Source organism: Bacteroidota bacterium, assembly GCA_016713765.1.
Classification (GTDB): Bacteria; Bacteroidota; Bacteroidia; order AKYH767-A; family 2013-40CM-41-45; genus Pollutiaquabacter; species Pollutiaquabacter aromativorans.
On record JADJON010000003.1, the window covers coordinates 412,439 to 427,569 of the forward strand.

Below are 15,131 nucleotides of genomic sequence, written 5' to 3' on the forward strand. Positions count from 1 at the left end.
ATTAATAGTACTCGTATTCGTACCGGCTGCCGTAGTGCTTGTCACGGCCGCCACGGGATGTGTCGATCTCGTAGTTCTGCTCCGTCAATAGCCTGCCGTCGTTGTCGTACTCGTAAACGTTCTTACGCAGGAGCAGTCCCGATCCATCAAACAACTCCTGGGTCAGGAGCCTGTGCTGCTCATCATAAGTGAAGCGGGTGATCTTGCTGTAGAAATCCTGGTGCTTGCGTTCGAGGATGTTCCCGTGCTCATCGTAGACCGAGCTGACGGATGAAATCAGTTTCCCCTGCACATTTCGTTGCACGGAACTTACCTCTTTTCCATCCTTGTTGTAAACCGATACGGTCGTGGATACGGGCTTACCTGCCTCGTCAAATTCCTCCTCTTCCAACTTTGTGCCCTCTCCTTCCGGACTGAAACGCATCCGGCTGACCACGACCCCACCTCCACGCTTGCGCTCCCGCATCGTCAGGCTGTCATTGGCATCGTAAGAAAACGATTCTTCATAGTCGAAATCGCCTTCTTCATCGTACCGCTTTAACGATACCAGCAGGTCCTTGTCGCCATAAGTATACACCAATCGTTCGCCAGTATCGTCGCCATAATAACGCACCTCCTCCAACAGCAATCCCTTCTCATCACGCTGAAGCACGCGCCGCTCTGTCACATCGTCAACCGCATAGAACAAAACATGCTCCTCGAGCTTTCCATGAGGACCGAAGCGGTAGGTGTTCCGTTCTTCCAGTTCACCGGACGAGTCGAACTTGGACTCTTCCACGATGTTCCCCTTGGCGTCCATCTCGGTTACGCTTTCGAGGAATTCTTCGTCGGCTTTCGCCATCAGTTCGGAAAAACTGAAATTGCGATAGAGCTGATTAAAACGGCGGACGGTCTTGATCGATTGGGCCATAGCGTAGTAGCATCAACGGGAAGCGAACTGTTTCACATCCTTATCGGTTATCTTTTTATCACAAAGGATCACAAGGCGCTCAACGATATTGCGCAGCTCTCGAATATTACCGGTCCAGTCGAGTTTTTGAAGTTCCTTGAGGGCCTCCGGGGAAAACGATTTACGGGCCATTCCGTAATCGTCGCAGATCTCATTCATGAAATGCTCTGCCAGCATCGGTATATCATCCCGGCGTTCGTTTAGGGAAGGCACATGGATCAGGATGACGCTCAGACGATGGTAAAGGTCTTCCCGGAAATTGCCTTTGGCGATCTCCGATTTCAGGTCCTTGTTGGTTGCCGCGACGACGCGCGGACTTACGCTGATCTCCTTCTCTCCGCCTACCCGCGTGATCTTGTTTTCCTGCAAGGCACGCAGGACTTTGGCCTGGGCTGAAAGGCTCATATCGCCGATCTCGTCGAGAAACAAGGTGCCGCCGGAGGCCTGTTCGAACTTACCGATCCGCTGCTTGATGGCGGATGTGAAAGCTCCCTTCTCATGGCCGAACAATTCACTTTCGATCAACTCGGACGGGATGGCTGCACAATTGACTTCCACCAACGGACCACCTGCACGGTTACTTTTCTCATGGATCCAGCGCGCAACGAGTTCCTTACCGGTACCATTACTGCCGGTAATGAGGACACGGGCCTCGGTTGGTCCCACCCGGTCGATCATTTCCCTTATCTGCGCTATAGACGGAGAATTCCCCACCATCTCGCGGGTCTTGAACACTTTTCGTTTGAGCGTCTTGGTTTCCTGGACCAGGCTATTTCGGTCCAACGCATTTCGAACCGTGACGAGGAGCCTGTTGAGATCCGGTGGTTTCGCAATGTAATCGTAAGCGCCTTTCCGGATTGCATCGACGGCCGTTTCGATGGTCCCGTGGCCCGAGATCATCACTACCGGAAGGTCGGGGTTGTATTCCAACAGACGGGCAAGCACTTCAAGCCCGTCCATCTTTGGCATTTTAATGTCGCACAAGACCAGATCGTATCCGCCTTCTTCGGCTTTCTTGATTCCCTCAGCGCCATCACCGGCCTCGTCCACTTCGAATTTCTCGTATTGCAGAATTTCCCGGAGCGTGTTCCGGATCGGCTTTTCGTCGTCGATGATCAGGATCTTCGGCATAAGTTTGTTTGATTTCCGTGCCCGAAGATACGAAGGAACACGAAGGGAGACTATTTCCGGACAAGCGAAGCCAGCATACCTTCCTTCAGGGCGTACCGGGAAACCATCATTGATCCGACGCCTGATAATTCAAGGACCGAGGCCGTGCAAATACTTGCCATCACGATCAGGTCGCGGCGCATGCGGATGAGGCCGGGCATCTGCTCCCTTTCCCTGGCAGAGGATTTGAGCAAGTCACGGTGAAGCGACCGGTATTCATCCAAACGGAACGTATGACTTTTCCGGCCCTTCAAATAATCGCTACCGCGATGTCGAAGGCCCAGCATCGCCGCATACGTATCGAACGACCCGGAAGAGCCGATCAACACTTCGGGTGGATGCTTCTTCATGGCGGCAGCCAGGGGATCCAGTGACTCCCGAAAGTAGCTCTTCAGGGCGGCCAATTCGGACCGACGGATCGGGTCGGAAGGATTGAAATGTGCCAACATCCGGGCTGCACCGATATTAAAACTTGACTTCCAAAAAACGCGACGCTGATCGGCCAGTATGAATTCCGTCGAGCCCCCGCCAATATCCATTATAAGGGCAACACGATCTCCCCAATCCACGCAGGCCCGTACACCTTGGGCAATGTAATCCGCTTCTTCCTCACCGCTGATGATACGGATGCGGATCCGAGTATGCTTCCACGCTGCCTGCACGAAATCCTTCCCGTTTCCGGCACTGCGGATCGCCGAAGTGGCGAAAGCAATGACCTTATCAACCGCCAGCGTATCTATCCGCTTTCGAAAATCCTGCAACGTCTTCAAGCCACGCGCAAAGGGTTGGGGAGCAATCTCATTTCGATGGATTGCTCCTTCTCCCAAACGGACTACACGGCGTGTCTTGAAAATACGGCTCCAGGAACCATCGGGCTGCAAATCGACCACCAACAAGTGAAACGTGTTGGTGCCGAGGTCAAGTACCGCAACCCGCATCGGAATCAGTTATGGTAACGGAGCCACTTCCACATCTCCTTATAGGAGACTTTCTTACCATACATCAGGATACCGGTACGGTAGATCTTGCCGGCCAGCCAGGTGGTGAATAAAAAACCGCCGATCAACAGTACCATCGACAGGGCCACATGCTCCCAGGGAACGCCAAAGGGAATCCGGACCATCATGACGATCGGTGATGTAAATGGAATAATCGAAAACCAAAAAGCGATGTTGCCTTGCGGGTTGTTGAGCACGTTGATGGCCGCGACGTAGGCCAATATCAACGGGATGGTGACGGGAAACATGAACTGCTGGGTGTCTGTTTCAGAGTCCACCGCAGCGCCAATGGCCGCAAAGAGCGCACTGTACAACAGGTAACCGCCCAAGAAATAGAAAATAAACATGCCGATCAGCAGTGGAAAATTGATCGACCCCATCATCTCCCGCAACTTCGTCCCGGCTTCGTGCGTTTGCTCCGACATGGCCTCGTTCATTTGCGGATTCTGCTGCATGCCCGGCTGAACTTTCATCATCGTTTCGATCTTCTCCTGATCGGACTTTCCGGCCAGCATGACATTGGTGATTCCGGCGTATACGATCATGGTCAGCACGACCCACAGGAGGAATTGCGTCAAGCCCACCAGGGCTACTCCTATGATCTTGCCCATCATTAACTGGAAAGGCCGGACCGAAGAGATCACAACCTCTACGATGCGGCTCGTCTTTTCTTCCAGGACGCCGCGCATCACCATGGCGCCATAGATGAAAATGAACAAGTAGATCAGCAGACCGCCCGCGAAACCAAGTCCGGCCGTCAACGGCGTACTGGTTTCCTTGTTCTCCATATCCCGGGTATTGATCTCTACGTCCGTCTTGATCTTTTCCAGCTTCGCCTGATCAATGCCGGCCTCCACATATTTATAATTGTTGATCTCTTTTTCCAGCGTGTACTTGATCTTGCTGATCACATCCATGCCGGGCTGAGATTCGGAATAGAACGTAACGGCCTTCTCCAAACTTGAAAGATTCTCCGTCGCCGGAATCATCAGAATACCGAAGTACCCGGAGGCCTTGCTGGCACTGCGAAGGCTATCCACCGGACTATCGGAATACACGAACTCGATCCGGTCGTTGCTTTTGAACTTCCCCTTGAAAATGTGGGTGTTGTCGACCACGACAATCGTTTTCTTTTCCGTATCGACTTTGTCAAGCAGGAACATGGAGACGAAGAGCCCACCCATCAGGAGCGGACCGAGGATTGTCATGACCAGGAAGGATTTTTTCCGGACACGGGTCAGGTATTCCCGTTGGATGACCAGTAGTACTTTGGACATGGCGCTACTTGCTTTCGTTTAAATCGTTGAATCGGTTCAATGAATTTCCTGGTTGGAAGCTCCAACCTTCTGGATGAAGATATCGCTCATGGTCGGGATGATCTCGCGCAGTCCGAGGACCTCCACATTCGGCAACAACAATTGCAGCAGTTGGTTCGGGGTATGCCCATCCAGCATCTTGACAAATGCAACCTGATGGTCGTCCTCCTCCTTCACATCGAGCAGCTCGAAACCGGTCCAAAGCGCGTGCGTGAAAGAAATGCGATTACCCCGGAACGAAAGTTCATAGGTGTTGCTCTTATGCGCTTTGCGGATATCGCGTACAGGGCCCTGCAAGACCAGTTGAGAACGATTGATCAGTCCGATATGGCTACACAGTTCCTCCACGCTTTCCATACGGTGCGTGGAAAGGATGATCGTTGTCCCTTTGGATTTCAGCTCCAGCAGCTCGTTCTTGACCAGTTCGGCATTGATCGGATCGAAGCCGGTAAAGGGCTCGTCGAGGATGAGGAAGCTCGGCTCGTGCAATACGGTGGTGATGAACTGCACCTTCTGGGCCATCCCTTTCGAGAGTTCCTCGACTTTCTTTTTCCACCAGGCCTGTATCTCGAACTTTTCGAACCAGTATTTCAGTCGCTTCATGGCATCCGCCCGGCTCAGCCCTTTCAGTCGGGCCAGATAGAGCGCCTGCTCTCCGACTTCCATTTTCTTATACAATCCCCGCTCCTCCGGCAGGTATCCCATCCGCGCGATATGTTCTTCCGAGAGTGGCTTGTCCTCGAACAAGATTCGTCCACTGTCGGGCGCGGTGATCTGCGTGATGATCCGGATGAGTGAGGTTTTACCGGCACCGTTGGGGCCGAGCAGGCCGAAGATGCTTTGCTTCGGTACCTGGAGGCTGACATTATCCAGCGCCTTGTGGGCCGCATAGGACTTGCTGACGTGCTCGATCGTTAAAATATTCATAAGAATCCGGCGATTATTGACCTTCTGGAAACCGGATACGAAGAACGCAGGATCGGAGGACTTTCACAATAGAAAAGGCCGCTTGTCCGGCGGCCTTCATCTTTTCTTTCAGCATGATCAGGAATGGAAAAACTCCCGCATCTTCTCGTAAAAACTCTTATCGTTCTTGCCCGGGTTGGGGCGGAAGTTCGGAGACTCCCGAAGTTTCTCCAGCAGCTTCTTTTCTTCAGAAGACAAGTGTTGCGGCGTCCAGACATTGATGTTCACGAGGAGGTCGCCGCGGCCATACGCATTCACCGAGGGCAGGCCTTTTCCTTTGAGTCGCAGCACTTTCCCGGCCTGGGTGCCCGGCTCGATCTTCACCTTGGCTTTTCCTTCCAGTGTCGGGATCTCGACCGCGGTACCCAGGGAAGCGTCGGCGAAATTGACGTAGAGATCGAACAACAAGTTACTGCCGTCGCGTTGTAAATGCTGGTGGGGCACCTCTTCGATCACGATGATCAGGTCGCCGGGAATTCCTCCGCGTTCTCCCGCATTGCCCTTCCCGCTCATGCTCAACTGCATGCCTTCTCCCACTCCGGGCGGAATATTGATGGAGATCACTTCTTCCCCCTTCATGATACCGGCACCCGAACAGGTTTTACACTTATTGGCGATCGTTTGACCTTCACCGTTGCAAGACGGACAGGTAGTCGTCGTCCGCATCTGCCCGATGAAGGTGTTGGTGACACGATGTACCTGACCACTGCCGTTACAGGTCGTACAGCGGTTGAAGGATGCGCCTTCGGCAGCGCCGCTGCCGTGGCAGGTGCCACAGCCGACATACTTCGCCACCTTAACTTTTTTCTCAACACCATGCGCGATCTCCTCCAGCGTCAATTTCACTTTGATCCGCAGGTTGGATCCGCGGTTCACACGCCGCCCACGACCGCCGCCGCCACCTCCTCCAAAGAAACTTTCGAACGGGCTTCCTTCACTAAAAATATCTCCGAAGTGTGAGAAAATGTCGTCCATCGACATTCCACCACCACCACCGAACCCGCCGTTTCCGCCCATTCCCTGATGGCCGAATTGGTCGTAGCGCTTTCGCTTATCCGTATCACTCAGGACTTCGTAAGCTTCGGCAGCCTCTTTGAACTTTTCTTCCGCCTCTTTATCGCCGGGGTTTCTGTCGGGATGGTATTTCATGGCCATCTGACGGTAAGCCTTTTTGATATCGGCTTCCGACGAGGACTTCTGTACTCCCAGAACTTCGTAGTAATCTCTTTTGGCCATGTCTTAAACGCGAATGGTTCTCAATTATAGGATCATTGACCGACCACCACTTTCGCGTGGCGCAATACCCGGTCATGCAGAAAGTAACCCTTCTCCACTTCGTCCAACACGGCGCCTTTCATGCTATCATCCGGAGCTGGCATACGGGTAATGGCGTCGTGTAATTCCGGATCAAACGGTTTTCCGATCGCATCCATCGGCTTCAGGCCACGCGCCTCCGTTATGGATTTCAATTTGGAATAGATGAGGCGAATACCATCCAGTGCCGGATCAGCGGCAGCCTTTGACTCCATCGCTTTGATGGCACGCTCAAAGTCATCGATCACCGGCAGGATGGCCGACCAGGTATCGGCAGCAGCCATCCGGCTTTGATCGACCCGATCACGCGCCACCCGCTTTTTATAGTTCTCAAACTCCGAATAAAGGCGGAGGTATTTATCCTGCGCTTCGGAGAGACTCGCTTCCAAGTGCGCCACCGGGTCCATTTGTTCGACCTCGGCGTCCGGCAATGCGGCCTCGTTGACCGATTCTGGTGCTGACTCGGCGGTCTTTTTTCCATCATCCATCGGCTTTCCCTCCGTAGCTTCGTGCTCCGAATTGGTCTTCATGTCAGCTATCTTTTGTTTTTATTAGCAAACAGCCCTTTTACAAGGATGCTGCCACTGGTCGAGCCAGGCCAAATTGGCAGTATTCCCCTTTAAACGGCTGCAAAGTTCGCCATTTTCTAAAAAAAAAGAGGCCAAATCATTTGGCCTCTTTCAGCATGAACTCTGGTTCAATTATTTTACTTCCAGCTTTTCCAACTCTTGAGAAAGAGCGGCGCCACGGAGATTCTTCGCTACGATGATGCCTTTATCGTCGATCAACCAATTGGTCGGGATGGCATTCACGCCATAGTTTTTCGCTGCGTCAGAATACCACCACTTAAGGTCGGAGACGTGATTGGTCCATTCCAAACCATCCTGGCGAATTGCGTTCATCCAGGCGGTTTTGTCCTTGTCAAGCGACACGGAATAGACGGTAAATCCTTTTCCTCCCTTGAATTTGGAAGCCTTGAAGCGCTTATAGGTCTGTACAACGTTAGGGTTTTCCATCCGGCAAGGTCCGCACCAGCTTGCCCAGAAGTCGATCAGGACCATTTTACCTTTCAGGGATGATAGCGGAATTACGTTGCCTTCCGGTGAGCTGAGTTTGATGTCCGGAGCGAGGTTTCCTACTTCCGTACCGGTCTTCGGGCTCTGGGCATTTGCGACAAAGACCGAAAAGAACATGATGAGGGCAAATAAGCCTGATTTTTTCATTTTTTGGGTTTTTCGTGGTGCATTTTTGGCAAATACCCTGCCAAGTTAATCAATTTCGGGTCTGTACGCACTTAGGGTTTAGGTGGTTCAGACCCTGCGGATCTGTGCACCGATCGCGTTGAGACGTTCATCGATTCGTTGATAGCCCCGGTCGATCTGCTCGATGTTGTGGATGACGCTCTTTCCTTTGGCAGACATGGCCGCAATCAACAAAGCAACACCTGCCCGGATATCAGGCGACGTCATCTGTATCGCGCGAAGCGGCACCTTACGGTTAAGGCCGATCACGGTAGCGCGGTGCGGATCACAAAGGATGATCTGCGCTCCCATATCGATGAGCTTGTCGACGAAGAACAACCGGCTCTCGAACATTTTCTGGTGCACGAGCACCGTTCCTGCTGCCTGCGTCGCGGTGACGAGGATCACCGACAACAGATCGGGTGTAAAGCCGGGCCAGATCTGGTCGGCCACTGTCAGGATCGAACCGTCGATGAAGGTTTCGATTTCGTAGTGGTCGTGCTTTGGAATGTAGAGGTCATCGCCGCGGAGTTCCATCCGGATACCCAGGCGTTCGAACACACTGGGGATGATTCCAAGATTCGGGTAGCTGACTTCTTTGATCGTGATCTCCGAACGGGTCATCGCGGCCAAGCCGATGAACGAACCTATTTCGATCATATCGGGCAACAACTTGTGTTCAGTACCGCGCAGACTACTCACTCCCTGGATGGTCAGCAAGTTGGATCCGATACCGCTGATCCTGGCGCCCATCCGGTTGAGCATGTTGCACAACTGCTGCACATAAGGTTCGCAAGCCGCATTGTAGATCGTTGTCGTACCCTCCGCCAACACGGCAGCCATCACGATGTTCGCGGTCCCGGTTACCGATGCTTCGTCGAGCAACATGTAGGAGCCCCGGAGCTTCCTGGCTTCTACCGTATAGAAGCTGTCGCCTTCCAAAAACTCGAAGGTCGCACCCAGTTGCTGGAAACCGATGAAGTGCGTATCCAGACGGCGGCGACCGATCTTATCTCCACCGGGTTTGGGAATTCGCGCACGGCCGAAGCGGGCCAGCAAGGGTCCGACGATCATGATGGACCCGCGCAAGGCTGCGGCTTGTTTCTTGAACTCAGGCGTCTCGAGAAAATCAAGATTGATGTTTTTTGCTTCAAAGGAAAATTCCCCTTTGAGTACACCCAGTTGCTCCACATGCACACCCAGGTGCTGCAACAGCTCGATCAGCTTATTCACATCCCGTATGTCCGGGATGTTACGAATGATCACTTTCTCCGGAGTGAGCAATGTCGCACAGATCACTTGCAAGGCTTCGTTCTTCGCGCCCTGAGGTACTAATTCTCCCTGCAGTACTGTCCCGCCGGTGACTTCAAAACTATTTCCCATCGTTCGGTTCTTTCCGTTGCTGTTCCCCGGCATGGGGAACCACGCTACGAAATAAGAACCGGTGCGGTATCCCGCGGTTCACACTGCTGAATAGTTTTAAACAACCCGCATCTGACAGCGGGAAAGCCAGCGCCAGGATCAGTCCTGACCGGGTGTGCGATCGGCGCGCAACATCCGGGAATGCAGCGTGATCGACGGATCAAAGAGAAAGCGGAAAAAGAGCAGGGTCCAGGACCGATGTGCTTTGAGGGTGTTGTAGAATTCCGGCGCACGTTTCCGCAATTCCGGTAAGCGATTCCAGGGAACCGACGGCAGATCGTGGTGTTCGTTGTGATAGCCTACATTGAACGCGATCGTATTGAGGGGTCCGTAGTAGCTATAGGTCTCCTGCACGGGATCAAGTGTAAGATAGTGTTCCTGAATCCAGCGGGCACCCAGGGGATGCAGACCAACGGAGAAGAAGAAGCTCAACAGCAGAAATAAAACCGCCTGAGGACCGAATACGATCCAGATGAAAGCATCGAAGGCGAATTGGACGATCCAATTTGTTACGATCCATCCGTCCAAAGGGCGAATGTGCTTCAATCTGAATGTACGAAACAATTGAAAGAAGGGAAACAAGAGCAACCACAGTGCTTTCGAAAAGGGATTGTTACCGAACCAGGCGGCCTCCTTGCGTCCGGGCAAATCGGCATCCCATAGAAATTCACCCTGGTGCGAATGGTGGATGATATGATACCGCGTGAACGACACGGCACTGGGCAACCCGTGCGGCAGGTTAGCGAGAATGGAAGCCAGGTAATTCCAGGACTTCTTCTTAAAGAGCAGGTTATGCGAACACTCGTGGATCAGCACGAACAACGAATGATTAAAAAATGCTCCGACAAAATAGGCCAGCAGGAGCACCCAGTACCAGGCAGCATCCCGAACCAACCAGGCCAGTGCGACCATGGAGCCGACACAGAACAAGATCGCCAAAAAGGTGGTTGGGTTCTTGCCGATCAGCTCCCGTACTTCCGGGTGACTGGTCAATATCGCTCTGGTCCGCTGCTTATGCGGCTCTGGCTCGTTGGAAAACCGAAAATCCTGTGGTGACATATCCGGGAAGGAAATGCGAATTACTTCTTCCGCTTCTTCTTCATCATCATCATCCGCCCGCCCTTGTTGTTCTTGTTGGTGCCTGCGCTTTCACGCACCTTTTCCTTACTGAGCGCGAGGATCTCGGCGGTGTGATTCAACCGAGCCGACTCCGACATTCTGAGTTTTCCGTCTGAAAGATCTTCCAGGTGGTTGAAGATCGTTTCATCATCCACGGTATCCTTGTTCCAGGTCAGGTACGACATCTTCATGAAGTTGGCCAGGTTTCGCGTAATGATCTCGCGCTGTTGCCCTTCTTCCATCTCACCGATCTTTTCGATCATCTCCTGGGTCGTCTTGCCGTAATACTTATAGCGGATGTCACCGGAAGGATATGCAATCCGTTTGGGCTGCAACCGCATGGCTTCTCTTTCGGGAACCGGATACGGCGCATCGACATCCAGTTTGAAATCCGACATCACGAAAAGATGGTCCCACAGCTTCTGCTTGTAATCAGCGGTTTCCTTCAATTGAGGATTCAACACAGCCATCGCATTGACGATGGAAGCGGCCACGCGGGTGCGCAGGTCGCGATCCGGAATCTCCACGCAATGTTGGACCATTTTCTGGATCGCACGACCGTATTCGGAAATGATGAGTCGATCGCGCTGCGTGTTGTACTCGATCGTATCCACAGGCGGACGTTGAGTAGTCCGGACGGATTTAGCCATTATGAAAGGTATGAGGGAACCGGGAGCGTATTCCGCGTATTCGCAGATGCGAGCTGCCGGGAGCTTTTCACAAATGTAATTGTTGATTCGGTATCAACCAAGAATGCGCAGTTTGGCGAATTTTAGCAGCAATTGCTTATTCCCGACGCCCTGGAAAAATACGGTTGCCTTGCGGTCGTTTTCCCGACCCTCAATGAGCATGACCTTTCCACGACCGAACTTGGGGTGTTCAACCTCCATGCCTTGCTGGATCTGGCTGGTATCATCACCTTCAAAATCCCGCACTTCGGCCGTATTTACTTTCTTCAGGTTCGTCGGAACCGTTCGAGGCGGAGGAACCGGCGCAGAAGGTTTGTTCTTCGGGGGGGTTCCATAGACCGGTTTCGAATTTCCACCATTCCGTAAGCCGGGGCGCTCCCAACGATCTTCCAGGAAATCATCCTGATAACGGGGCTTGGGACGAAGGTTCTTCACGGCTCCCTCTTCGAGGAACTGGGGATCGATCTCTTCAATGAACCGGCTTGGCTCGCAGGAAATCAGGTTACCCCAGCGATACCGCGAATTGGCATACGAGATCGTCAGCTTTTTCTCGGCGCGTGTAACCGCTACATAAAACAATCGGCGTTCCTCTTCCAGGTCGTCCCGGGAGTCGAGCGACATCTGGGATGGGAATAGGTTTTCTTCGAGTCCGACCACATAAACCGCCGGAAACTCCAGGCCTTTCGCAGCGTGGATCGTCATGAGCGATACCGAATCCTCGTTCGCTTTCTCATCGTCGTCGGCATCGGTCAGCAGGGCAATGTCCTGCATGAACTGTTCCAGTGTCCGCAATTCGGGATGCGTTCCCGGTACGACTTCGTCTCCATCCGGAGTGATGCTTCGCCCCGACTCCGTAAATTCCCGGATACCGTTCAACAATTCCTGGACGTTCTCGTATCGGCTGAGGCCTTCCGGCGTCTTGTCGGCGTATAGTTCCCGCATGAGTCCGGAAGCTGACGAGAGCTGACTGGCCAGTTCATAAGCATCCGTGGTTTTCACACGGGCCGCGTACGATCGGATCATGGTCACAAATTCGTTGATGCGGTTCAACGTACCGGCATTGAATCCGCAGGGATTCGCGGAAGGTTCGGCGATCAGTGACCAGGGATTGGTGTCCTTTTCCGCTGCGACCAGGAGGATCTTCTCAATGGTTGTCTTGCCTATCCCCCGTGCGGGCACATTGATGATCCGCTTCAGGGCTTCTTCGTCGTTGAAGTTGATGACCAGGCGGAAATACGCCAACAGGTCCTTGATCTCCTTGCGCTTGTAGAAGGACAGGCCGCCGTAGATCCGGTAGGGAATGTTCCCTTTCCGCAACGCTTCTTCCATCGCGCGCGACTGGGCGTTGGTCCGGTAGAGTATCGCAAAGTCCTTGTTCCTCCACTGCCGGTTCATCTTGGTATTGAAGATGTCGCTGGCGACCATGACGCCTTCTTCGTTATCGCTCAGGGCACGCAGCAACTGGATCTTCTCGCCGATTTCATTCTCCGTCCAAACCTCTTTCCGGATCTGGCGCTCGTTCTTCGCGATGATGCTGTTGGCGGCATGGACGATATTCTTCGTCGAGCGGTAATTCTGTTCGAGCTTGAAGACATTCAGATCCGGGAAGTCCCGCTCGAACGACAGGATGTTGTTGATGTTGGCTCCGCGGAAGGCATAGATCGACTGCGCGTCGTCGCCGACGACACAGATGTTCTCGAACGTTTTCGCCAGCTTCTTCAGGATGACGTACTGGGCGTAGTTGGTGTCCTGGAACTCATCGACCAGGATATAGCGGAATTTATGCTGGTACTTGTGCAGGACATCCGGGAACTTCTGGATGAGGACGTACATATTGTACAACAGATCGTCGAAATCCATTCCCGACGATTTGAAGCAGCGTTTCACATAGAGCTCGAACAACAGTCCCATCTTCGGTTTCCCGGAGCTGTTATCATCGGCGATGAAATCCGTGTTTTGATGATACTCCATCCAGGAGTAAAGATTATTCTTGGCGGCCGATATGCGGTTCAAGACCACATCGGGTTTGTAGACCTTGTCGTCGAGACCTTGTTCACGCAGGATGTCTTTCATCAGACTCTTGGCGTCATCGGTATCGTAGATGGTGAAATTCGACGGGTAGCCGAGTCGCTCCGCTTCGATCCGCAGGATTTTGGCGAACACAGCGTGAAAGGTGCCCATCCATAAGTTCCGTGCTTCCGTTCCGGCGACCTTTGAAATACGTTCGCGCATTTCACGCGCGGCCTTGTTGGTGAAGGTCAGTGCCAGGATGTTGAACGGATCGACACCGGAATGTAACAGGTGGGTGATCCGGTACGTCAATACGCGTGTCTTACCGGAACCCGCACCGGCAATGATCATGACCGGACCATCGGTGTGGGTGACCGCCGCCCGTTGGGGCTCATTCAATTCATCGAGATAATGCTGCATCCGAATTCAGAGACCGGCAGAAAAATTCAGGCCCCGCCCCCTGGCAGGGAATTTCGTACATCCTGTAATCCGCTGGAGATTGAAATTTTTGCAAAAATACGGGAATACAGCCGGTCTGGAGCAGGTTCTTTTCAACAATCCCATCAGGGGTCAATTTCGGTTATTCTATTGAAGCAGAAGGGGCAAAATCTTGGAAATCCGGGAAGAAAGTCGTTTCTTTGCCGTCCTTTTAAACGCGTATCCGGAGAATACGCATCCGCCTGGGTCGGTGGAAAGGATCCGATCAACCATCAAAATTAACAGAAGATGCCTGCAAAGATTCGTCTGACACGTCATGGTAAGAAGCACAATGCTTACTACCACATCGTGGTCGCGGACGGTCGTGCTCCGAGGGATGGTAAGTTTATCGAGGTCATCGGTAACTACAACCCCAACACGAACCCCGCCACCATCAATCTCGACGCTACCAAAGCGTTGAATTGGCTCAACAAAGGAGCACAACCGACCGACACCTGTCGTGCTATCCTTTCCTACAAAGGTGTACTGTACCGTAACCACCTCAACAAGGGTGTCCTGAAAGGCGCGCTCACAGCTGAACAGGCTGATGCAAAATTCGAGCAGTGGCTGCAGGAGAAGAACCTGAAGATCGACGACAAGCGTAAGCGCGTCTCTTCGGAATTCTCCAAAGCAACCGAAGCCCGCATTGCCGATGAATCCAAGAAGAAGGAAGCAAAGCTCGAGGCGATCAAAGCCAAGAACACGCCTCCTCCGGCCGAAGAGGCTCCCGCAGAAGATGCAGCTCCCGCTGCTGAAGGCGAAGCTCCGGCAGAAGCCTGATCCGGTTTCCTCCTTTATATCGAACGGCGGCCTTCTGGCAGCCGTTCTTTTTTTATGCCTGATCCAAAGTCCCTAACTTTCCCCTGTGAAAAAGAGAACACTTCCCGCTTTGCAAGCTGTCGGCTTCGTGGCCCGGCTGCATGGCTTTAAGGGTGATCTGGTGCTTGCAGTGGAAAACGGCGACCCGGAAAAGATCGGTCAGGCGCCGTATCTCTTTTTGGAATTGGAAGGAATACCGGTACCATTCAAGTGCATGGAACACCGGATGCACCGGGGAGATCTGATCATTCACCTCGAATCCATCGATTCCTCAAAACTCGCCGAGCCGCTTCTTCAGTCTGTGGTCCTGGCTGAACGGAAATATAGCCGACAGACCGCCGAACAACCGGGATGGGAAGAATTGACGGGGTACCATGCGATGGACGCATCCTTCGGCAACCTTGGCCAAATCCTGGAGGTGCAGGAATTCCCCATGCAATATCTGGCGCGCTGTGAAGTGTATGGGCAGGAAGTCTTGCTACCCCTGAACGATAGTACCGTCGATACGATCGACGAAGAAAACAGACAGGTGAACTTTCGCTTACCTGCCGGCCTGCTTGATGTCTACCTCAAGCCCGGGGATGACGAAGAAGAAGAGCTGGAATAGCAACCCGAATTGCTCCGCCTGATTTTATGTATCT

The 15,131-nt window shown here is 52.9% G+C and carries 14 protein-coding genes; 2 read left to right on the top strand and 12 right to left on the bottom strand.

The annotated features are described in order from the left end of the window. Position 1: 1 nt before the first annotated feature. The 12 genes from IPJ96_12580 to IPJ96_12635 form a co-directional block, all read right to left on the bottom strand. Positions 2 to 910, bottom strand: coding sequence for a hypothetical protein (locus tag IPJ96_12580; protein ID MBK7911164.1), 909 nt, complete (start codon positions 908 to 910; stop codon positions 2 to 4). A gap of 12 nt (positions 911 to 922) precedes the next feature. Continuing rightward, positions 923 to 2,080 carry a sigma-54-dependent Fis family transcriptional regulator gene (locus IPJ96_12585; GenBank protein MBK7911165.1) on the bottom strand — a complete coding sequence of 386 codons (1,158 nt, stop codon included), beginning with the start codon at positions 2,078 to 2,080 and terminating at the stop codon, positions 923 to 925. Positions 2,081 to 2,130: 50 nt separating this feature from the next. Beyond that, positions 2,131 to 3,057: an exopolyphosphatase gene (locus IPJ96_12590; protein MBK7911166.1), complete on the bottom strand. Its 927-nt coding sequence runs from the start codon at positions 3,055 to 3,057 to the stop codon at positions 2,131 to 2,133. 5 nt (positions 3,058 to 3,062) lie between these two features. Next, the gene (locus tag IPJ96_12595; protein MBK7911167.1) at positions 3,063 to 4,394 is read right to left on the bottom strand and encodes an ABC transporter permease; all 1,332 of its coding nucleotides are present in this window, start codon (positions 4,392 to 4,394) and stop codon (positions 3,063 to 3,065) included. A gap of 36 nt (positions 4,395 to 4,430) precedes the next feature. Continuing rightward, a complete protein-coding gene (locus tag IPJ96_12600; protein MBK7911168.1) occupies positions 4,431 to 5,360 on the bottom strand; it encodes an ATP-binding cassette domain-containing protein in 930 nt (309 codons plus the stop codon). Between the two features lie 117 nt (positions 5,361 to 5,477). Continuing rightward, the gene (gene dnaJ, locus IPJ96_12605; protein MBK7911169.1) at positions 5,478 to 6,635 is read right to left on the bottom strand and encodes a molecular chaperone DnaJ; all 1,158 of its coding nucleotides are present in this window, start codon (positions 6,633 to 6,635) and stop codon (positions 5,478 to 5,480) included. Positions 6,636 to 6,667: 32 nt separating this feature from the next. Next, positions 6,668 to 7,243 carry a nucleotide exchange factor GrpE gene (locus IPJ96_12610; protein MBK7911170.1) on the bottom strand — a complete coding sequence of 192 codons (576 nt, stop codon included), beginning with the start codon at positions 7,241 to 7,243 and terminating at the stop codon, positions 6,668 to 6,670. Between the two features lie 171 nt (positions 7,244 to 7,414). Further along, positions 7,415 to 7,936: a TlpA family protein disulfide reductase gene (locus tag IPJ96_12615; protein MBK7911171.1), complete on the bottom strand. Its 522-nt coding sequence runs from the start codon at positions 7,934 to 7,936 to the stop codon at positions 7,415 to 7,417. 87 nt (positions 7,937 to 8,023) lie between these two features. Further along, the gene (murA, locus tag IPJ96_12620) at positions 8,024 to 9,337 is read right to left on the bottom strand and encodes a UDP-N-acetylglucosamine 1-carboxyvinyltransferase (GenBank protein MBK7911172.1); all 1,314 of its coding nucleotides are present in this window, start codon (positions 9,335 to 9,337) and stop codon (positions 8,024 to 8,026) included. Between the two features lie 138 nt (positions 9,338 to 9,475). Beyond that, positions 9,476 to 10,435 (bottom strand): fatty acid desaturase, encoded by a 960-nt coding sequence (locus IPJ96_12625; GenBank protein ID MBK7911173.1) that lies wholly within the window; start codon positions 10,433 to 10,435, stop codon positions 9,476 to 9,478. 20 nt (positions 10,436 to 10,455) lie between these two features. Beyond that, positions 10,456 to 11,145, bottom strand: coding sequence for a DUF4290 domain-containing protein (locus tag IPJ96_12630; GenBank protein ID MBK7911174.1), 690 nt, complete (start codon positions 11,143 to 11,145; stop codon positions 10,456 to 10,458). A gap of 93 nt (positions 11,146 to 11,238) precedes the next feature. Next, complete coding sequence (locus IPJ96_12635; protein MBK7911175.1) at positions 11,239 to 13,614, bottom strand: UvrD-helicase domain-containing protein; 2,376 nt, start codon at positions 13,612 to 13,614, stop codon at positions 11,239 to 11,241. A gap of 306 nt (positions 13,615 to 13,920) precedes the next feature. Here IPJ96_12635 and IPJ96_12640 point away from each other — a divergent pair, with 306 nt between their 5' ends. Both IPJ96_12640 and IPJ96_12645 read left to right on the top strand, forming a co-directional pair. Then, entirely contained in the window at positions 13,921 to 14,451 is a 531-nt protein-coding gene (locus IPJ96_12640) for a 30S ribosomal protein S16 (GenBank protein ID MBK7911176.1), read from the top strand. Between the two features lie 85 nt (positions 14,452 to 14,536). After that, on the top strand, positions 14,537 to 15,097 hold the full coding sequence (locus IPJ96_12645) for a hypothetical protein (protein ID MBK7911177.1): 561 nt from the start codon (positions 14,537 to 14,539) through the stop codon (positions 15,095 to 15,097). Positions 15,098 to 15,131: the final 34 nt, after the last annotated feature.

What these genes read in the sequence shown, in the direction of transcription:
- IPJ96_12635 (MBK7911175.1), bottom strand. Translation starts at nt 13,614, where the DNA reads ATGCAGCATTATCTCGATGAATTGAATGAGCCCCAACGGGCGGCGGTC.
- IPJ96_12610 (MBK7911170.1), bottom strand. Translation starts at nt 7,243, where the DNA reads ATGAAGACCAATTCGGAGCACGAAGCTACGGAGGGAAAGCCGATGGAT.
- IPJ96_12630 (MBK7911174.1), bottom strand. Translation starts at nt 11,145, where the DNA reads ATGGCTAAATCCGTCCGGACTACTCAACGTCCGCCTGTGGATACGATC.
- IPJ96_12625 (MBK7911173.1), bottom strand. Translation starts at nt 10,435, where the DNA reads ATGTCACCACAGGATTTTCGGTTTTCCAACGAGCCAGAGCCGCATAAG.
- IPJ96_12600 (MBK7911168.1), bottom strand. Translation starts at nt 5,360, where the DNA reads ATGAATATTTTAACGATCGAGCACGTCAGCAAGTCCTATGCGGCCCAC.
- IPJ96_12640 (MBK7911176.1), top strand. Translation starts at nt 13,921, where the DNA reads ATGCCTGCAAAGATTCGTCTGACACGTCATGGTAAGAAGCACAATGCT.
- murA (MBK7911172.1), bottom strand. Translation starts at nt 9,337, where the DNA reads ATGGGAAATAGTTTTGAAGTCACCGGCGGGACAGTACTGCAGGGAGAA.
- IPJ96_12585 (MBK7911165.1), bottom strand. Translation starts at nt 2,080, where the DNA reads ATGCCGAAGATCCTGATCATCGACGACGAAAAGCCGATCCGGAACACG.
- dnaJ (MBK7911169.1), bottom strand. Translation starts at nt 6,635, where the DNA reads ATGGCCAAAAGAGATTACTACGAAGTTCTGGGAGTACAGAAGTCCTCG.
- IPJ96_12595 (MBK7911167.1), bottom strand. Translation starts at nt 4,394, where the DNA reads ATGTCCAAAGTACTACTGGTCATCCAACGGGAATACCTGACCCGTGTC.
- IPJ96_12580 (MBK7911164.1), bottom strand. Translation starts at nt 910, where the DNA reads ATGGCCCAATCGATCAAGACCGTCCGCCGTTTTAATCAGCTCTATCGC.
- IPJ96_12615 (MBK7911171.1), bottom strand. Translation starts at nt 7,936, where the DNA reads ATGAAAAAATCAGGCTTATTTGCCCTCATCATGTTCTTTTCGGTCTTT.
- IPJ96_12590 (MBK7911166.1), bottom strand. Translation starts at nt 3,057, where the DNA reads ATGCGGGTTGCGGTACTTGACCTCGGCACCAACACGTTTCACTTGTTG.